Genomic DNA, 19,582 nt, shown 5'->3' on the forward strand with positions numbered 1-19,582 from the left:
AGGGAGAGTCTGTTCTCGGCGTGACAGAAACTCCACATTTTGGTTGGACTACTATGACAATTTGATGCTCTAAGCTGGATAGTGTCAGCTGATGGGATCTGAGCATGGGGGAGTGCACCGAGCGAGCGCGCGGCGTTGGTTTGAACTCGAGCCGCCCGCACCTGAGCGGCTGGAGCTGCAGACCTCGCCGCGCGTCTCGACCGTCGCCAGCTACGTCTTCACGCGCGCGGCCGAGCGCTCGTGGGAAGTTCTCAATCAGCATCTCGAAGGGCCGCAAGGGGGAGTGTTCTGGATCGGTGGGCCGGCGGGATGCGGCAAGACGCACTTCCTCGACTACGTAATCGCGTTGCAGAGGCGCGCGGGCGCGCTCGACGCTCAAAACGCGCGGCGGCTGGTTTGCGGACTCGAGCTGGCCGGGCGGATTACCGGCGCCGAGGTCGAGATGTTTCTGCTGAGCGTGATGGCGGAACAAATCGGCGGCAGCCAGAGCTCGGGCGATCTCTTCCGTCAACTGCGCGGCCCGTCGGCGTTGAATGTCGCATTGGAAACCGCATCGCGAATGGGCATCAGGGCAGTGACGGTCGCGATCGATTTCGGAACGTCGCATTGCGAGACCGTCGCGGATTTCTTCGCGACGTTGGTCGCGGTCGCCGCGTCTTTCCGCCAGGTAAAGTTCACCGTGATCGCGGCCGGCCGCGCCGCAGTACCGCATCCGACTCGCGCGCTGATGGTAGCGCCGCGTGATCCGAACGAAGAAACGACGATTGCGATCCGACGCGCGCGGCGACTCTTGGACGACGCCGAACTCGATGCCGGTCACGCATATGCGGGCATCGATACCGCGGGCTTGGCGCCTGATGCGATCTTCCCGTTCCATCCCGCCGCACTCAAAGCGCTCCGGACTATCGCCAGTCGTCCGCTTCCGGATGGCGCAAACTTCGATCGCGCCGCGATCGTGCCGTTGTCGCGCCTCGCGCGCGAAGTATTGGCGACCTCATCCGCCAGCGGCGAATCGAGGGCGCGCCTGATCTATCCGCCCGACCTGACGGCGAATGCCGAGATCTCAAAGCGGCTCAAGGTTCTCATGCCGGAAGCGGGACGCGCCGCGTGGAAGATTGCGCGCGCCACGATCGCCGGTTTCGACCCCTACGAGAAAGACCTCGCGCGCGAAATCGTCGATTCCCTGATCGTCGAGAGCGTGTGCGGCGAGACCGCGGCGGTCCCGATCGAAGAACTGAAGTCGCTGTTGCCGATGGTCGCGTGCAGCGCGACGCCGGCCCTGCATGCGACGCCGGCCGTCCGCGACCTATTACGCCGCCTGGAAGTTTCCACCGGCGGCGTGATTCGTTTGGAAACCGATGCAGCCCGGTTCGATCCGGCCGCTGCCGGCGCGCCGGAACTGGCGACGTTCAACGCCGCGCTGGTGCTCGCGCGGGGATTCGATCCAAGGCTGACGATCGCGCGCGACCGCGAGAGTCTCGACGCGCGCCTCGATCGACTCGACGCCTCGATGGCGCTTGCGGTCGAGGGTGCAGTGCGCACGCGCGAGGTGCTCTCCTCCGCGCTGAGAGAAGCGAACCTCGAGATGCCCGCGGCGAACAGCATTGCGATCGAGAAATTTATCGCGCTGGCGGAGTCGGGCGCGGTTGCGATGCTCGAGGCGGCCGCGGATCGATCGTATCTGGCCTCGGCAATCCAAATCGCTACCGCATACGAAGTATTGGCGGCTGCGGCTGAGTCCATCCCGCGGATGCGCGCGATGCGTGAGTACCTGGCGGCGACGGGCTTGCGCGCCACACCGGACGAAGCCCGCGCCAGAGAAAACGCCTGGCAGCAATTGGCGATCACCTCGCTGGAAACCGAATGCGAACTGTTGCGAGTCGAGCTTGGGCCGCGAATCCTGACCGGGCCGCCGCGCAGTCTCGACGCGTTGGAAGCGCGTTTTCAGAAATTCAAATGGACTTACGTACAGTGTTACCTGAGCGCGCACGAGCGATGGGTCGAGAAGATGGAGCGGCTCGAGCTCGCGGTGGGTGATGCGCGCCGCTACTTCGACGCGCTCGCGCGGCTCAACGCGATCGCGGCGCTGGGACGTCCCGAAGGCGCGCATCTTGGCACACAGGTGGCGGACCTGAGCGCTCGGATCGTGCGATGCGATCTGCGCGACACGATCGCGCCCGAGACGACGCCGCGATGTTTAAGTTGCGGCTTTGAGCTTGGCGCCTCGTCGCCGCAGGCGGAGCTCGAAAATGTTATGGAGGCGCTACGCCGTGCGCTCGAAGTCAAACTCGCGGCGCTGTCGCAAAGCATGATCGCGCGTCTGATTCGCAATCACGACAAACAGCATCGCCTGGAAGGATTTCTGAAAATCACGCAAGCCGCGCAGACCGACGCGCTGGTGCGCGTGCTCGACGACAAGCTCGCGCGATATCTCGCGCAGGTGCTGGTTGAGGTCGCGGATTAGCAGGGGAAGACTAGCGGCGCGGGGTGTTGCGCTGCTTCTTGGCCTGCCCGGGAGGAAACGCACTCGCGCGTTTGTGGCGCGGACGGACGTTAAAACGATCCAGCTGGCGGAAGTAAGCGTCGCGGACGATCTCGAGGCCCCACAGCAGCGTCAGGCCGAGTGTGCGCCCGATTCCGCCAGCGATTTCAAGCGCAAGTGGAAGGCCGCGCAGCGGTTCGATGCGAACCTCAACCGGCGCTTTCTCTTGAGTGGTTTCCATTAAGATTCAGAGTAAGTTGCCAGGCGCCCGCATGCAACACGCCCGCGGACGCCTGGCAGGATTTGCAGTCTACGGAGAAGCGGATGCGGCGGGAGCCGGGGTCGGTGCGCTCTCGCCTGGGCCGATCACCGTGAGTTTCACGTCATCGTATTCCGCCTGCGAGTCGTCGGCTGCCCAGAGTCCGATTTTGCCCTTGGCGATTTTGCTGTCGTCGAAATCGAAGATCATCTTGTCATCGTCGTAGCACGAGAAGTGTCCACCCTGCGCGGTCACTTTGAGCCGGTACCAGGTGCCTTTGTCTGTCGGCACGACCTGCTGCTTGAGGTTGCTCAGGACGCCATCGGTCATTCGCGAGAGCGCGAAGTAATCGCTGGGGCATCCGGCGGACATCAGGTAGAAATTTTTGGCGTCGACGTAGCGGAAGATGAGACCGCCGGAACAATCGAAACGTCCGCCGACGGATTGGAACTGAGCTTCAAGAGTAAAGTCCGAATACTCAGTCGGATCGGTTTCAATCGCGATTGGGTAGTACGCAAGCATGCTGGTCAGTGACTTGAGCAGACGCCCCGCGGGCAAACCGAATACATTGGGCTTGCTGGGCGCGGTCGGATCCGCGATCACCTGCCAATCGCCTTCAACCGCTTGCCATCCAGCGGCCACGGTGCCCGGCTTGTCCTGATCGAAATTCCACAAATGAACTTCGGGAGTCGGGGTTGGTGTCGGCGTCAAGGTTTCGGTGGGCGTCGGCTCCGCCTTTTTCTTTCGTCCTTTTGAAAGGGCGGCAGGGCTGACGATTAACACTGTCATTACCACACCTGCTGCGATGACCGCCGCGCTTCGCAGCCAAGAATTTCCCGTCTTCATCTATCCTCTCTATGCCCCGATGAGATTGGAGCCCCGTATTTCACAGGTAGTTGATTCGGCCTGCAGATTGGCGCGAGTTTCGCGAATGAATAGCGTCGCTGTCAAGTTCTCTTTTCAATAAGCGACAGCGTGAATGAGGCTAGAGCGGCACCCCGATGGCCAACCGTGTATTTCGTCTGAGTGCCGATTGTTTATCTACGGTGTCGCAGTCGAATAGTGAGACCCCATTCCTAGTTTCGCTTTTTCTTCGTTACTGACTATTCGCGTCAATAGTCACTTTATTACATCTCAGCACGCGCGATTTGCTTGACTGAAGTGGGATAGAGTGGGATGTTGTGGAGCGTTGGGGAGGGAAACCAGTGTTCAGCGGTCGGTTCGAGCATGCGATCGACGAAAAAGGTCGGGTGAGTATCCCGGCCCGATTTCGCGAAGTTTTGCAGCGCGAGAATCACGATCGTCTCTATATCACGAATTTCCCTTACGCCGGAGAGCGATGCCTGGCGCTGTACCCGCCGAGTCAGTGGGACACGCTGAATGCGACTTTGCGAAGCAAGCCAAGATTCGATCCGCGGGTGCAGGCGTTCGAAACATTTTTCATCGGCGGGGCGCAGGAAGTGCCGGTCGATCGGCAGGGGCGGATTCTCATTCCAACTACCCTGCGCAATTTTGCGCGACTCGATCGCGAGGTGACATTTTCTGCGCGGCAGGATCACTTTCAACTCTGGGACAGGAAGGTCCTCGACAAAGTTCTGAAGGTTGCCGAGGAAACAATTTTGGATCCGGAATTCTTTGAGAAGCTTGGTCTGTGACGAGCGATGAATCTGGCAGTGAGATACGAAGACGACGCAGCGGACCGGAGGCATGTGCCGGTGATGGTGGAGGAGGTGTGCGGGCTGTTGTCCGCGCACGGTCCGCTCGCGTTCGTCGACGTGACTGTTGGTACGGGTGGGCATGCGGCGGCGATGCTACGCGCCACCAAGGCGCGGATGCTCGGGCTGGATCGCGACGCGGCGGCGATTGCCGTCGCGCGCGACCGGCTGGGGGAGTTCGGCGACCGCGTCGTGCTCGAGCGCGCCGACTTCGGTGAAATCGCGGCTGTGATGAAGCAGCATCACTTCGACGGCGCCGACGCAATACTTGTCGATCTGGGCATGAGCAGCTACGCGCTCGATGATCCGAATCGCGGGTTTTCATTTCGGCTCGATGGTCCATTGGACATGCGGATGGACGATCGGCAGCCGCTGCAAGCGAAAGACATTGTGAATGAAGAGAGCGCCGAGGAACTCGCGCGCATCATCTATACGTACGGCGAGGAGCGCGGGTCGCGGAGAATAGCGCGGATGATCGTCGAAGCGCGTCGTCGCGGCCCAATCGAAACCACCGGCGAGTTGCGCGCGATCGTCGAGCGGGCTCTGGGAGCGCATCGGCGCGGTGGGGCGCATCCGGCGACGCGCACCTTCCAGGCTTTGCGAATTGCGGTGAATCACGAGATGGAAAGTCTTGGGGCGCTGCTGCGCGACGGTCCCGCGATGCTCAATCCCGGCGGCCGCATGCTCGTCATCTCGTATCACTCGCTCGAGGACCGGCCGGTCAAGGAGCGTTTTCGCGAGTTGGAGCGCGCGGGCGGCTACGCGGCGATTTCGCGCAAGGTGATCAAGCCGTCGTCGTCGGAGATATCGCGCAATCCGCGCGCGCGCAGCGCGAAACTGCGATGTATCGAACGGAGCGCGCGATGAGCCCGCGCGTGAAACCTACCCGGCGGCCGTCGAAGATTGTGCCGACGATCCTGGGCGCGCTCATCGCAATCGTCGGATTCGCGACGCTGATGATCCGGCTGCAAATGACGCAGGAAGGTTATCGCCTTTCGGCGTTGCATGAGGAAATCGCGAAGCTGCAGGACGAAAATCGCGGGCTCCGCCTGACTGCGGCGCAACTCAGCTCGCACGAAAGGCTGCGCGCACTCGCGCCGCAGTATCATCTCGCACAGCCAGGCCGCGGGCAGGTGGTGATGCTCCCATGAATACATCGTTCAAGCAGCGGCGCGCTCGAATCGGAGCTCTCACTCTCACCCTGGCAGCGCTGTTCGGCCTCGCGGTGATTCGGCTGGTGGTACTGGTTGCGCTGTACGGGCCGAAGTTGAACTCGCTTGCGCTGCACGAGCATACCGGCGAAACGCAACTCGCAGCGGTGCGCGGCCCAATCGTCGATCGCAACGGCGTGCCGCTGGCGTTGTCGGCCGAGACGCGATCGGTTTACGCGCGGCCGAAGAAGGTGCTCGAGTCGAGCACGCCGGCCGAGCGCGGCAAGCTGGCGGCGATCCTTATGATGATGCCGATCGCGCTCGAATCGAAACTCAACAACGCCGCGCCGTTCATCTGGCTCGAGCGCCGGATTTCGCCGGACAAAGCGCAGGCGGCGGACGCGCTCGGGATCGACGGCATCGGCACGATTAGCGAATACAAACGGTTTTACCCGGAGAGCAACCTGGCCGCGTCGGTGGTGGGGTTGGCGGGGATGGACGGCCAGGGGCTCTCCGGATTGGAATTGCAGTACGACAGGATTGCGCGCGGCGAAGCGGTCGAGCTGAGCTTCGATCACGACGCGGAGGGGCATCCGATTTTCGACAGCCCGCTCGCGCTGAAAGCCCCGGAGCCGGGCGCGCAACTCGAGCTGACGATAGACTCGTCGATCCAATCGCTCGCCGAGACCGAGCTGGCGGCAGAAGTGAAAGCGAGTGGCGCCAAGCGCGGCAGTGTGATCGTGCTCGATCCTTTCACCGGCGCGGTGATGGCGATGGCGAACGAGAACGCCGACGGCGCGAACTTGCACGATCGGTTGCACAACCCGGCGGTCGAAGACGCGTTCGAGCCGGGCTCGACGATGAAGGGGATTCTCGGATCGATCGCACTGGCCGATCACGCGATCACGACCGACAAACAGTTCTACTGCGAGAACGGGCACTTCTATCTCGATAAGCACACCATCCACGATCACAGCCCGCACGGATGGCTCAATCTCGGCGGGATTATCGAAGTGTCGTCGAATATCGGCGCGGCGAAAATCGCGTTGACGCTTGGCTCGGATCGTTACTATGAAGGGCTGCGCGCATTCGGGATTGGATCGCGCACGGGAATCGATCTGCCGGGAGAAGCGTCGGGGCTGCTGAACAAGCCTGCCGGATGGAAGGAAATCGATCTCGCCAATCACGGCTTTGGACAAGGCGTGGCGGTGACGCCGATCCAGCTCGCGGTGGCGTATGCGGCGATCGCAAACGGTGGAAACATAGTCAGGCCGTATGTCGTCAAGGCGGCATATGACGCGGAAGGACATGCGATTCTCACGCATACACCGCAGGTCATGCGTCGCGCGATCGCGCCCGATATTGCGCATCAGATGAATCTGCTGCTGCGCAACGTCGTCATGTCCGATGGTGGCACGGCAGCGAAGGCTCGCGTTGACGGATTTATCGTCGCGGGCAAGACTGGCACGGCGCAGATGGTGAATCCGGAAAACGGCACCTACTATCAGAATCGGCACGTCTCGTCGTTCGTGGGATTTTTGCCGGCGGACGATCCGCGGCTGCTGATCCTGGTGGCGCTGTACGACGTCGGCCACGAGCACTTCGGCGGCCTGATCGCGGCGCCGGTGTTCAGTGAAATCGCGCAGGGCGCCGTCCGTGATTTGAATATCACCGCACCGAGTGAGCCCACTGACACCGCAAGCATGATCCCGATGCCCGATTTCGGCAAAGACTCGAGCGGCAAGACGCCTCCTGCATCGTCTCCCGACCCTGACGACTATCTGCCGGTGCTGACGGGATCGAAGCTCACGCGCGCGACGCCGAATTTCGCGGGACTCAGTCTCAGGCGCGCGATGGAGCTGGCGCGGGTCTCGCGCGTCAACGTCGACGTGCATGGCGGAGGCTATGTCGTCGCGCAGGAGCCGGACGCGGGTGCTCCGCTCAATCATGCGACGGTGAAATTGACGCTCGCGGCGATTGTCGCGGACAGTGGAGTCGAGACAGCGGCGGATTCGAGCGTCACGCCCGCATCGTATTTCAGTGGCGGCGGTGTATCGCCCGTCAGGCGAAAGTGAAACTTGGCGAATTGCTCGAAGGACTCGATGCTCGCCGAATCGACGGCGACCTTAACGTGGAAATCACGGGCCTCAGCTACGACTCGCGTCAGACGAGGCCCGGACATCTGTACTTCTCGACGGCCCGCGACGCAACGCGCAACCGGGCCAACATTGACGATGCATTAAACCGTGGGGCGCGCGCTGTGGTGGTTGGAGGATGGGATGGTGGAACAGCGCGCCCCGCGGTGACCCTGGTGGTGAGCGAGCGGCCGCGCCTGCTGATGGGCGCGGTCGCGTCGCGCTTTTTCGGCGCGCCGAGCGAGCGCGTCGATCTGATCGGCATCACGGGAACCAGCGGCAAGACCACGACCAGTTACATCCTCGCGTCGATTTTCGAAGCGGCGGGAATGCCGACCGGAATCATCGGCACTATCGGCATCTTCATCGGCGGCAAGAAAATTTACAGCGGACTAACCACGCCCGAGTCGATCGACTTCGAAGCTGCTCTGTTGCAGATGGAGCATGAGGGCGCGCGTCACGCAGTTGCGGAAGTGTCGTCGCAGGGAATCGCGGAAGGGCGGGTCGAGGCGCTGAACTTCCGCGCCTGCATGTTCACCAACCTCGGCCGCGACCATCTGGACTATCACGCGACGATCGAGGACTACTTCGCGGCGAAGCTGCGCCTGTTCACCGAGATCCTGCCGCGAAGCAAGCGCGCGGACACGGTCGCGGTCGTGCGCGGCGACGATCCGTTCGGGCGGCGCGTGCTGGACGCGGTGAAGGGGCCGAAAATAAGTTTCGGGATCGACCGCAAGCTCGAGGTGCATCCCGAGAAATTCGACGCGGACCTGGGCGGTCTTCGCGCGACGCTGTCGGTGCTCGGCCAAAAAATCGAAATCCAATCGCCGCTGATCGGCGAAATCAACTTGCTCAATATCCTTGGCGCGTCGGCTCTGTCGGCGGCCCTGGGTATCAAAATGGATGCGGTGGCGGATGGCGTGCGGCGATGCCCAGGGGCCCCCGGCAGGCTCGAAGCGGTTGCGGCGAAACCGGGGGTCACGGTGCTGGTGGATTACGCGCACAAGCCCGATGCGCTGGAAGCGGTGCTGATCGCGCTTCGACGCTTGCGCGCAGGCAGGATCGTCTGCGTCTTCGGATGCGGCGGCGATCGCGACCGCGGCAAGCGTCCGATCATGGGCGAAATCGCGGGACGCCTTGCTGATATCCCGATCCTGACCTCGGACAATCCGCGCACAGAGGATCCACTCGCGATCATCGCCGAAGTCGAGAAGGGACTGGTTGATGCTGGCCGTGCGCGCAGCAACGATTCGTCGACCAGTGGCGGATATATCGTGGAGCCTGATCGGCGCAAGGCGATCGCGATCGCGCTACGAATCGCAACGGCTGGCGACGCGGTTTTAATCGCCGGCAAAGGACATGAGGACTATCAGCTGGTGGCGGGCCGTGTGCTCCCGTTCGACGATCGCGTCGTGGTCCGCGAGATTGCCGCCGAACTCGGCGGCGGGCAGAGTTGAGACTCGGCAAGCGCTGCCATGCTCTACCTGCTGCTCTACCCACTGCACAAATATTATTCGGGCTTCAACGCGCTCCGGTACGAGACTCTCCGCTCTGTCCTCGCAGGTCTTACCGCGCTCGCGCTGTCGTTGGCTCTGGGACCCATTTTGATCGATCGATTCCGCGAGCTGCGGATCGGTCAGACCATACGCGAAGTCGTTCCGCAAGCACATCAGAAGAAAGCCGGCACGCCGACGATGGGCGGGCTGCTGATCGTAGCCTCGATGCTGTCGGCGACGCTGCTACTCGCCAACATCACGAATCCCTACGTCTGGATCGCGATCTTCGTGACGCTGACCTTCGGCGCGATCGGTTTCAGCGACGATTACTTCAAGCTCACGCGCGGCAAAGGCCTGGGGCTCAGCGGCCCAGCGAAATTGGTGTGGTCGTTCTCGTGCGCTTTCATCGCAGCGGCATGGCTGTTTCTTTATCTCGGCTTCGACACGCATCTGACGGTGCCGTTTTTGAAGAACGTGCATCCCGATCTGCACACCTGGCTGTACATCCCGTTCGCGATGCTCGTGATCGTGGGATGCTCGAATGCTGTGAACCTGACTGACGGACTCGACGGGCTCGCGATTGGCCCCGTGATGACGGTGGCAGCGACATACTGGGTGTTCACATACGTCGCCGGCAACATCAGGCTCGCAGGCTATCTGCAGATTCCGTACATCGCGAACGTCGGCGAGATTTCGATTTTCTGCATGTCGGTGATCGCCGCATCGCTCGGTTTCCTGTGGTTCAACGCTTACCCGGCCTCGATGATGATGGGCGACGTCGGCGCGCTGTCACTGGGTGGCGCGATTGGCACGGTCGCAGTGCTGTGCAAGCAGGAACTCGCACTGGTACTTGCGGGCGGAGTGTTCGTAGCAGAGGCTGCGTCAACCATCATTCAGCGTTACTATTTCAAGGCGACGCACAAAAGATTTTTCCTGATGGCGCCGCTGCACCATCATTTTGAACTGAAGGGTATTCCCGAAACCGTGGTCGTGATCAGATTCTGGATCGTTTCGATCGTGTGCGCGCTCGTCGCGCTGAGCACGCTGAAGCTGCGTTGAATCGATGGAACTATCGGGCAAACGCGTGATGGTCATCGGGCTGGGAGTCAGCGGACTTGCCGCGGCGCGATTCCTCGAGTCACGCGGTGCGACGCTCGTAATGACCGATCGGCGTGTCGATATAGAACGCAGTGGACTGCCCGCGGGCGCGGTCAAGCTCGGGGCTGAAGATGCGAACTGGTTGAACGAGGTCGAGCTGGTCGTTACGAGTCCGGGAGTACCGCGCGATTCGATTCTTTTGCGGGCTGCGACCGCGCGCAAAATTCCAGTTGTCGGCGAAATCGAGCTCGCGAGCCGTTTCCTCGACGCACCCATCGCCGCGGTCACCGGCACCAACGGCAAGAGCACAGTCGTCGTGCTGCTCGGCGAGATTTTGAAGGCGTCGGGACGGCGCACCTTCGTCGGCGGCAACCTCGGCACGCCGCTAATCGAAGCGGTTGACGGCAAATGGGACGTCGCAGTGGTCGAGGTGTCAAGTTTCCAGCTCGAATGGATCGACAAGTTCAAACCGCGCGTGGGCGTGCATCTCAATCTGACCGATGATCATTTCGATCGTTACAAAGATCTCGAGGACTATGGCAGGGCGAAGGCTCGGCTTTTCGAAAACCAGCGGCGACCTTCAGATTTCGCGATTCTGAATCGCGACGATCCCAACGTGTGGAAGCTCGCTAAAAGCGTGCGCTCGTGGGTGATCAACTTCAGTCTCGAGCACCCCGTCCGTGAGTCATTGGCGATTTGGTTCGACGAGAAGAGGAACGCAATTGTCTTTGAGTTTGACCAGATGAAGGCTGGGTTAATCAGTCTCAAAAACTTTCGTCTGCGCGGGCGTCACAATATCTCCAATGCGATGGCTGCTGCTGGAGCGGCGCTTGCGCTCGGCGTGAAGTCTGAAGTGATCGAGCGCGCATTCGCCGCATTTAAGGGGCTCCCACATCGAATTGAAGTCGTGCATGAGAAGTGCGGCGTCACTTATGTCGACGACTCGAAAGGGACCAACGTCGGTGCAGTGGTCGAGGCGATCGACGCGCTCGCGGCGCCGATAATTCTGATCGCAGGCGGCCTCGACAAGGGCGGGGATTATGCGCCGCTCAGACGGCCGCTCGGCGAGAAGGTCAAGCTTGCGATTTTCAACGGAGCTGCGCGCGACAAGATGGCGGCGGCGCTCGAAGGTTCAACCCAGATCGAATCTGTCGCGACTTTGCGCGAGGCGGTCGAACATGCTGCCCGCGCGGCGCGACCGGGCGACACCGTGCTGCTGTCGCCGGCGTGCTCGAGCTTCGATCAATTCAAGGACTATGCGGAACGTGGGAACGTATATAAAGAGCTGGTTCGGGCGCTTTGACGCCGTCAGCTACCGGCGTCCCGACCCGTGGCTGTGGCTGCCGGCGGCGGCGCTGCTGTTGCTCGGCCTGCTGATGGTACTGAACACGACCTACTTTCTCGGCATCGAGAAAAAAGGCGACGCGTTCCATTTTTTCAAGCTTCACCTCGCGCATATCGCGGTGGGCTTTGTGTTTCTGATGATCCTCTCGCAGTTCTCGCTGGCGGGTCTGCGGCGAATCGCGATGCCGTTGTTCATCGCGTCGATCGTAATGCTCGCGCTGCTCTATGTGCCGGGTTTGGGGCTGATGAAGGGGGGCGCGCGACGATGGCTCAGGCTGGGACCGGTGATCGCGGAGCCGTCGGAGCTGGTAAAATTCGCGCTGGTATTTTTCCTGGCGAAGTTTCTGAGCAAGCGGCAGGAGCGCATTCGCGAGTTCAAGCATGGACCGCTCGCGGTGTTTCTGATCGTCGGTCCAATCACACTGTTAATTTTGAAGCAGCCGGATTTCGGCAGCACCGTGATGATCGCGCTGATCCTGTTCGCGATGCTCTGGGCTGCGGGCGCGCGCTGGCAGCATCTTGCGGCCGCAGGCGGTGGGGCGCTGGGCCTGTTGGCATTCCAGGCCGTGGCGAAATCGTATCGCATGAAGCGGCTCACGACGTTCCTCGATCCGTGGTCGGTCGCGCGCGGCGCCGGATTCCAACTCGTGCAATCGTTCATCGCGCTCGGCGAAGGCGGCAAGTGGGGCGTAGGCCTCGGCGCGGGTCGCCAGAAAATGTTTTATCTGCCGGAAGCGCATACGGATTTCGTCTTCGCCGTGGTCGGCGAGGAGTTCGGCTTGATCGGTGCGGCAGTCGTGATCTCGTTGTTCCTGGTGATCCTGTTTCGGGGGATGCGAATCGCGCACGACGAGCCCGATCCGTTCGCGAGCCTGCTCGCGGTGGGACTGACGGCGCTGCTTTCGATTCAAGCGTTGATCAATATGTCGGTGGTGATCGGGCTGATCCCGACCAAGGGACTGCCGCTGCCGTTCCTGAGTTATGGCGGCACTTCGATCATCATCGCGATGGCGGCGTTGGGCGCGCTACTCGCGCTCGGTCGCCGGCCGGCGGTGCGATGAAAGTGATAATCGCCGGCGGCGGAACAGGCGGGCATCTTTTTCCGGCGGTCGCGCTGGGTGAGGAAATGATGCGCGAGCGTCCCGATATAGAAGTGTTGTTCGTCGGCACCAGTGCGGGGCTCGAGGCGAAGTGGCTGCCGAAAAGCGGGTACAGGTACGAGCTGTTCGAGATGCATGGAATTCGCGGACATAGCGCTCTCGAGCGGGCGCGCGCGTCGGTGGAATTCGTCCGCGCGATCGGACTGGCGACGTCGCTAGTCAGGCGGTTTCGTCCGAGCATCATCGTGAGCGCCGGCGGATATGCGTCGGCGTCGATGGCCGCGGCGGCGGTCCTGACTCGGACCCCATTGGTGTTGATGGAACAGAACACGCGGCCCGGTCTCGTGAACCGCATGACGGCTAGATTCGCCAGGAAGATCTGCGTCGGCTTCAGTGACAGCGTGCCTTATTTCAGTTCTACTAAAGTAGAGGTGACTGGCAATCCTACCCGATTTCGGTATCGGCCTGACCGATCGCGGCAAGAGGGTCGTCAATTACAAATCCTTGTTTTAGGCGGTTCATCGGGAGCGCATCGCCTGAATATTGGTGCCGTAGGGGCTTTCAAAATCTGCGGAAAAAGTGTTATAAATTGGCACGTAATGCACCAGACCGGGGAGGCGGATGAGGAGTTGGTGAGGAGTGCATACCGCGAGTTCGGGTTCGCGGCTGAGGTGGTGCCGTTTATCGACGACGTCGCCGCCGCGCTGCATCGCGCTGATCTGGTTATCGCGCGCTCTGGCGCGATGACAGTAACCGATATTGCTCTTGGCGCGCGTGCGGCCATTTTCGTGCCGTATCCCTTCCACAAAGATCAACAACAAGTTCACAACGCGCGCGTGCTTGAAAAACGCGGCGGGGCGATAATAGTGCGCGACGACGATCAGCTTGCGCCCAACCTCGCGCGCGAAATCGAGGCCCTCGTTCAAAATCCGGCGCGGCTCGATGAGATGGGCGAACGGGCGCATCAGGAGGCGCATCCCGATGCGGCTCGTCACATCGCGAAAATTTGTTTCGAGATAGCGGAGAAGGCGGCAGCGTGAGTGAACTGCACGCAAATGGTCTTTTGACGCGTCAACGGCGACTGCACTTCGTCGGGATCGGCGGCGCCGGCATGAGCGGAATCGCTGAGCTGTGCCTGAAGCTTGGGATGCGCGTCAGCGGATGCGATCTGAAACCGTCGGCTACCGTGACGCGGCTTTCGTCGCTCGGTGCGGAAATCAGCCAGGGCCATCATCCGGCGCACTTGAAGGACGACGGCGGTATCGACGCGGTAGTAATTTCGTCGGCGATAAAATTTTCGAATCCCGAGGTCGCCCGTGCGCGCGAAATGAAAATCCCGGTGATCGCGCGCGCCGAGATGCTGGGCGAACTGCTGCGGATGGCGAAACTCGGAGTCGCAGTCGCGGGAACTCATGGCAAGACGACTACCACCGGGCTCATCGCGCTGATCATGGAAGAGGCTGAGCTCGATCCTACCGTCGCGGTCGGCGGAAATATTCGCAACACTGGCAGCAACGTTCGGCTCGGGCGCGGCGACTTCATGGTGGCCGAGGCTGACGAGAGCGATGCGTCGTTCCTGCTGCTGATACCCACCATCGCGGTGGTGACGAATATCGATCCGGAGCATCTCGATCATTACGGCACGATGGATAAAGTTCGCGAGGCGTTCACGGACTTCGTCAATCGCGTGCCGTTCTATGGCGTCGCGGTGCTTGGAATCGACAGCGTGAACGTGCGCGGGCTGATGGCTTCGATATGCAAGCCGATGGTGACCTACGGCGTCGCGCCGGACGCGGATCTGCGCGCGGAGAAAATCGTGATCGACGGGCTATCGACGCGCTTCGAGGTGATTCGCAAGGGCGAGAATCTCGGACGGGTGACGATCCCGACGCCCGGCGTTCATGTTGCGCTGAACTCGCTCGCGGCGATCGCAGTCGCGATGGAAGTCGGGATCAGTTTCGATCGTGCGGCGGCGGCGCTTGCGAAGTTCGGCGGAATCAGCCGGCGCTTCGAGATCAAGGGCGAAGCTGCCGGACGGATCGTGCTCGACGACTACGCGCACCATCCGGCCGAAGTGCGCGCGACGCTGGCCGCCGTGCGCGCGTCGTTCAAGCGGCGCGTCGTGGCGGTCTTTCAACCGCATCGATATACCCGGCTGCGCGATCTGTTCGACGATTTTCTGTCGGCGTTCGACGATGCCGACGTGCTCTACCTGTTCGACGTTTATCCCGCCGGCGAGGAGCCGATTGCCGACGTGTCGTCGCGCCGCCTATATGAGGCACTGCGCACGCGCGGACATCTCGAAGTGCATTACCTGGGCGCCGAGGAAGATCCGGCAGCTCGAATCGCGACCGGCTCGCGGTCCGGCGACGTGATCGCAACCTTGGGCGCCGGCGATATTTACCGAACGGGCGGCGAAATACTGAACGCGCTCAGCGCCGAGGTCAAAGTTCATGAAGGCGCTTGAAGGCGAGCTGCGCACGAAATTTGGCGCGCGAGTGCGAGCGTCGATGCCGCTTGCGGAGCTGACGTCGTTCCGAATCGGCGGGCCGGCCGACTTGTTCGTTAACGTCGAGGACGAAGCCGAGCTGATGCATGCGAAGGCTGCCGCATATCGCGCAAGCGTGCCATGCTTTTGTCTTGGCGCGGGGACGAATCTGCTCGTGAGCGATCGCGGGATGCGCGGGCTGGTCGTCAGACTCGGCGATGGTTTCGCGAAGATAAAAATTGACGACACGAGAGTCGTTGCAGGTGCTGGAGCCGCGTTCGGTGCCCTGGTCGAGGCAGTCGTCGATCGGGGTCTTGAGGGGCTCGAATTCGGCGAAGGAATTCCCGGCACTGTCGGCGGCGGTCTGGTGATGAACGCGGGTGCGTTCGGCGGCGAGATCGCGAAGGTGGTCACTCTGGTGCACGGCGTCACCGAAGCTGGCGAGGCGATCGCACTGACGAAGGACGACGTCAAGTTTGCGTACCGGCGCACCGAGTTGCCGAATCGTTTCATAATCACGCGCGTCGATTTCGAGCTTGCTCGCGGCGATCGCGAACGGCTGATGACGCGAGTCGCGGAGCTGAAGGCCAAGCGCGCATCGCGGCAGCCGCGCGGAATCCCGAATGCTGGATCGATCTTCAAGAATCCTCCGGGAAATTTCGCGGGCAAACTGCTCGAGGGCGCGGGACTGAAAGGGACTCGGCTCGGTGGCGCGGCCTTTTCCGAACAGCATGCAAATTTTATCGTGAATCTTGGCGGCGCTCAGGCCGCTGAGGTGCTCGCGCTGATCGACATGGCGCGCAACAAGGTTAAAGAGCAGAGCGGCGTCTTGCTCGAGCCGGAGGTCAGACTGGTCGGCGACTGGTGACGCGTGATTTGGATTTCTGATTTTTCACTTTTCACTTTCACTGAGGTGGCGGGGTGGCGGTTCGGGGCGGAAATAAAGCGGTGGCGGGATGGAGCGCGCGGATGGGCGGGCTGGTGGTATGCACCTTTTTCGCGCTCGGCGTGATGACTGGTTTCAGCACGACCGGGCGCATCGTGGCTCTCAGAGCAGCTGCGACTCTGAACTCTTATCGCGATCAGATTCTGGATTCGATTGCGCCCGCGCGCGCGACCGTCTCGAACTACTCCGGGGTGCTGGTCCAATGGGCGGGGCGCGCTGGAATTTACCGTCGCGACTCGCACGAGCCGGGTGCAGCGATTTCGTCGGGCGATATGCGTGAAGGTGCGGTCGCGATCGTCGAGCGTCACGACGGCTTTTACGAACTTTTCAGCGGCGGCGAGCTGCGCGGGCCGGTCTCGCTCGGCAAGCAGGGCGATCTTCCTGTGTTGAGCGGCGACGCGCTCGACAGCGCGCGCGGAACCCAGATGGTCGACTATGCCGCAGTGCTGGTGCGCGCGGAGACGCAACTGTCCGAAATCATTTCCGAGATGCACGTCGGCGATGACGGCACGGCGTCGCTGTTCCTCGAACGCGAGCGCACTGAAGTGGTGATCGATCTCGATCGAGCGACCACTGAGATTCAGCGCGCGATCAAAGTGCGGCAGCAATGGCAGGGGCGCGAGAATCTGATCGCGGCGCTCGATTTGACGACGCCGGGGCTGGCGGTCGTACGCCTGCATGCGGCGGAAAACAATCACGCGAAGCATAAGAGCGGGCTTCGCAAAGTTTCGTTTAAGCCGGCGGAGGAGTCGGCGACCCGATGAGAAATCTGCTCACAGGCCTGGACGTCGGCACCAGCAAAGTCTGCGCGATTGTCGGCGAGTCGCTGCCTGACGGCCAGTTGGCGACGCTCGGTTTCGGAATCTCGCCGTGCACGGGTCTGCGCAAAGGCGTCGTCGTCAATATCGAGGCGACCGTCGAGGCGATCAAAGCCGCAGTCGAAGAAGCCGAGAAGACTTCCGGCGTGCGCGTGGGCTCGGTCGTGGTTGGCGTTGCGGGACCGCATTTCAAAGGCCTCAACAGTCACGGGATCGTCGCGGTGCGCGGCGGTGAAGTCAGCGTGCGCGACGTTGAGCGAGTGATCGACGCGGCGCGCGCAGTCGCCATCCCGCTCGATCGGCAGGTGCTGCATATTCTGCCGCAGCAGTTTGCGGTCGATGAGCAGGAAGGCGTGCGCGAGCCTTACGGAATGGCAGGCGTGCGGCTTGAGGCGCGAATTCATATCATCACCGCGGCGCAGAGTTACGGCCAGAATCTCACCAAGTGCTGCGAGCGCGCGGGGGTGACGCCGTCGGAGATGGTTTTCCAGCCGCTCGCTTCGGCGGACGCGGCGCTGTTTCCGGAGGAACGCGAACTGGGAGTCGCGCTGATCGACGTCGGCGGCGGTACTACCGACATCATTGTGTTTCACGGCGGCGCGGTGATGCATACGGCGGTTTTGCCCATTGGCGGGAATCATCTTACGAGCGATATCGCAGCAGGATTGCGCACGCCGATTTCGGAAGCGGAGCGACTCAAGATTACCTTCGGCGTCGCGACCAACCAGGTCGTGCGGCGCGACGAGATGGTGCAGGTGCCGGGTGTCGGGGGACGCGAGCCTCGAGTGATCGCGCGCCGGCTGCTCGGGGAAATCATCGAGCCGCGGATGGAAGAGATCTTCACGATGGTGCAGCGCGAGTTGCTGCGCTCTGGCGTTTCGGACGGGCTCGCGTCGGGCATTGTGCTGGTCGGAGGCACCTCCCTTCTCGAGGGCACGCAGGAATTGGCCGAGCGTATCTTCGGCGTGCCGGTGCGACGCGGACTTCCGATCAATCTGAAAGGCCTGCCCGAAGAACTGATGAAGCCGATGTACACGACGGCGGCGGGCCTGCTGCTGCATCAGAGCGCGGCGGGCGGAATTGGAAATGGAGTAGGAAAAGCGGGCCGGCTGGGACGGCTGCGTTCGCGGCTGAGCGATTGGGTAAGGGACTTCTTTTGAGATGTCACCGAGAAACCGAGAAAACAAATTTAATGGGCAACAAACTTTGCCGGTAGGTGGTGGAGGAGGATCTGTGATGATTGAGTTGGTGAGTAATCCCGACCCGGGCGCGAGGATAAAGGTAATCGGCGCAGGCGGATGCGGTGGCAATGCGGTCAACCACATGATCAACGTGGGGCTGCGCAACGTCGATTTCATCGCCGTGAATACCGACATCCAGGCGCTGCAGAATAATCACGCGCCGCTGCGCCTGCAGATCGGCGACGAGATCACGCGCGGACGCGGCACCGGCGGCAATCCTGAAATCGGGCGCAAGGCCGCGCTCGAGGACGAAGATCGGATTCGCGAGATCCTGTCGGAAGCCGAGATGGTGTTCGTGACCGCCGGTATGGGCGGCGGCACTGGAACCGGCTCTGCGCCAGTGATTGCGCGTATCGCGCGCGAGCTCGGTGCGCTGACCGTCGGCGTCGTGACCAAGCCGTTCCAGTTCGAAGGGCGCCGCCGCATGTCTCAGGCGGAAGAGGGGCTGCGCGAGCTGAAGAACGCGGTCGACACGCTGATCACGATTCCAAATCAGCGACTGCTCTCGGTCGCGAGCAAGAACACGACGCTCAAGGAATCGTTTCAGAAGGCCGACGACGTGCTGCTGCAGGCAGTGCGCGGAATTTCGGAATTGGTCACGGTGCATGGGCTGATCAACCTGGACTTCGCGGACGTGCGATCGATCATGGCCGAGATGGGCATGGCGATGATGGGCGCGGCGACGGCGTCGGGCGAGAATCGCGCGGTCGAGGCGGCGCAGCGCGCAATTTCGAGTCCGCTGCTCGAGGACGTATCGATCAAGGGCGCGCGCGGTCTGCTGATCAACGTGACCGGCGGATCGGACATGGCGCTGTACGAAGTGAACGAGGCGGCGAGCCTGATCCAGGAAGAAGCGCACGAGGATGCGAACATCATTTTTGGCGCAGTGATCGACGAAGCGATGTCGGACGAGATTCGCGTCACCGTAATCGCAACGGGGTTTGGCGATCTCGACAGAGGTTCTTCGTCGCGCTACTCGCCGTCGGGCGCGCCTGTCACCACGCCGATCGCGGCGGCGTCGACGCGGCCGGTCGATCCGATGGAGGTCAAGCATCCGGCGCCCGCGGCGCAGGCCGGGCAGGTCAGGATGTTCCCGGGCAACAAGCCGGTGCGCCGGATGGGGCTGGTCGTCGACGACAGCACGCTCGACATCCCGGCGTTCAGGCGGCGCGGCGAGGATTCGGGCCTGGCCGATGGCGAGAAGCTCGAGCCGAATTCGCTGCTCGACGGCGACGACAAGCTCGACATCCCGACCTTCCTGCGCAAACATCTCGATTAGCGCGGGACGTGTAGCGGTTAACGCAGATGT

The 19,582-nt window shown here is 62.0% G+C and carries 17 protein-coding genes; 15 read left to right on the forward strand and 2 right to left on the reverse strand.

Annotated features, from left to right (window positions below):
- The first annotated feature begins 91 nt into the window (after window positions 1-91).
- Window positions 92-2,464, forward strand: coding sequence for a hypothetical protein (locus WB650_RS11175; RefSeq protein WP_422303324.1), 2,373 nt, complete (start codon window positions 92-94; stop codon window positions 2,462-2,464).
- Window positions 2,465-2,474: 10 nt separating this feature from the next.
- Here WB650_RS11175 and WB650_RS11180 read toward each other — a convergent pair whose 3' ends face one another.
- Window positions 2,475-2,723: a hypothetical protein gene (locus WB650_RS11180; RefSeq protein WP_422303323.1), complete on the reverse strand. Its 249-nt coding sequence runs from the start codon at window positions 2,721-2,723 to the stop codon at window positions 2,475-2,477.
- Between the two features lie 69 nt (window positions 2,724-2,792).
- Entirely contained in the window at window positions 2,793-3,530 is a 738-nt protein-coding gene (locus WB650_RS11185) for a family 16 glycoside hydrolase (RefSeq protein ID WP_422303322.1), read from the reverse strand.
- 416 nt (window positions 3,531-3,946) lie between these two features.
- Here WB650_RS11185 and mraZ point away from each other — a divergent pair, with 416 nt between their 5' ends.
- The 14 genes from mraZ (at window position 3,947) to ftsZ (ending at window position 19,552) form a co-directional block, all read left to right on the forward strand.
- Window positions 3,947-4,396 carry a division/cell wall cluster transcriptional repressor MraZ gene (mraZ, locus tag WB650_RS11190; RefSeq protein WP_422306870.1) on the forward strand — a complete coding sequence of 150 codons (450 nt, stop codon included), beginning with the start codon at window positions 3,947-3,949 and terminating at the stop codon, window positions 4,394-4,396.
- Between the two features lie 18 nt (window positions 4,397-4,414).
- Entirely contained in the window at window positions 4,415-5,323 is a 909-nt protein-coding gene (gene rsmH / locus WB650_RS11195; protein WP_423960461.1) for a 16S rRNA (cytosine(1402)-N(4))-methyltransferase RsmH, read from the forward strand.
- Window positions 5,320-5,607 carry a hypothetical protein gene (locus WB650_RS11200; protein WP_422296950.1) on the forward strand — a complete coding sequence of 96 codons (288 nt, stop codon included), beginning with the start codon at window positions 5,320-5,322 and terminating at the stop codon, window positions 5,605-5,607. Before rsmH ends, WB650_RS11200 begins: the two co-directional genes overlap by 4 nt.
- Complete coding sequence (locus WB650_RS11205) at window positions 5,604-7,682, forward strand: penicillin-binding transpeptidase domain-containing protein (protein WP_422306868.1); 2,079 nt, start codon at window positions 5,604-5,606, stop codon at window positions 7,680-7,682. The genes WB650_RS11200 and WB650_RS11205 overlap by 4 nt, the downstream gene beginning before the upstream one ends.
- Window positions 7,679-9,199 (forward strand): UDP-N-acetylmuramoyl-L-alanyl-D-glutamate--2,6-diaminopimelate ligase, encoded by a 1,521-nt coding sequence (locus WB650_RS11210; RefSeq protein ID WP_422306867.1) that lies wholly within the window; start codon window positions 7,679-7,681, stop codon window positions 9,197-9,199. Before WB650_RS11205 ends, WB650_RS11210 begins: the two co-directional genes overlap by 4 nt.
- 18 nt (window positions 9,200-9,217) lie before the next feature.
- Entirely contained in the window at window positions 9,218-10,297 is a 1,080-nt protein-coding gene (mraY, locus tag WB650_RS11215) for a phospho-N-acetylmuramoyl-pentapeptide-transferase (protein WP_422306866.1), read from the forward strand.
- Window positions 10,298-10,301: 4 nt separating this feature from the next.
- Window positions 10,302-11,639 carry a UDP-N-acetylmuramoyl-L-alanine--D-glutamate ligase gene (murD, locus tag WB650_RS11220; protein ID WP_422306865.1) on the forward strand — a complete coding sequence of 446 codons (1,338 nt, stop codon included), beginning with the start codon at window positions 10,302-10,304 and terminating at the stop codon, window positions 11,637-11,639.
- Window positions 11,602-12,741, forward strand: a complete 1,140-nt coding sequence (gene ftsW / locus WB650_RS11225; RefSeq protein ID WP_422306864.1) for a putative lipid II flippase FtsW — start codon at window positions 11,602-11,604, stop codon at window positions 12,739-12,741. The genes murD and ftsW overlap by 38 nt, the downstream gene beginning before the upstream one ends.
- On the forward strand, window positions 12,738-13,820 hold the full coding sequence (gene murG, locus WB650_RS11230) for an undecaprenyldiphospho-muramoylpentapeptide beta-N-acetylglucosaminyltransferase (RefSeq protein ID WP_422306863.1): 1,083 nt from the start codon (window positions 12,738-12,740) through the stop codon (window positions 13,818-13,820). Before ftsW ends, murG begins: the two co-directional genes overlap by 4 nt.
- A 5-nt stretch (window positions 13,821-13,825) precedes the next feature.
- Window positions 13,826-15,247, forward strand: a complete 1,422-nt coding sequence (gene murC / locus WB650_RS11235; RefSeq protein WP_423960472.1) for a UDP-N-acetylmuramate--L-alanine ligase — start codon at window positions 13,826-13,828, stop codon at window positions 15,245-15,247.
- Window positions 15,234-16,136, forward strand: coding sequence for a UDP-N-acetylmuramate dehydrogenase (gene murB, locus WB650_RS11240; RefSeq protein WP_422300912.1), 903 nt, complete (start codon window positions 15,234-15,236; stop codon window positions 16,134-16,136). The genes murC and murB overlap by 14 nt, the downstream gene beginning before the upstream one ends.
- 53 nt (window positions 16,137-16,189) lie before the next feature.
- Window positions 16,190-16,978: a cell division protein FtsQ/DivIB gene (locus WB650_RS11245; protein ID WP_422300913.1), complete on the forward strand. Its 789-nt coding sequence runs from the start codon at window positions 16,190-16,192 to the stop codon at window positions 16,976-16,978.
- On the forward strand, window positions 16,975-18,192 hold the full coding sequence (gene ftsA / locus WB650_RS11250; protein WP_422300914.1) for a cell division protein FtsA: 1,218 nt from the start codon (window positions 16,975-16,977) through the stop codon (window positions 18,190-18,192). Before WB650_RS11245 ends, ftsA begins: the two co-directional genes overlap by 4 nt.
- A gap of 76 nt (window positions 18,193-18,268) precedes the next feature.
- Window positions 18,269-19,552, forward strand: coding sequence for a cell division protein FtsZ (gene ftsZ, locus WB650_RS11255; RefSeq protein WP_422300915.1), 1,284 nt, complete (start codon window positions 18,269-18,271; stop codon window positions 19,550-19,552).
- Window positions 19,553-19,582: the final 30 nt, after the last annotated feature.

Source organism: Binatus sp. (SeqCode) (assembly GCF_049584895.1).
Classification (GTDB): Bacteria; Desulfobacterota; Binatia; order Binatales; family Binataceae; genus Binatus.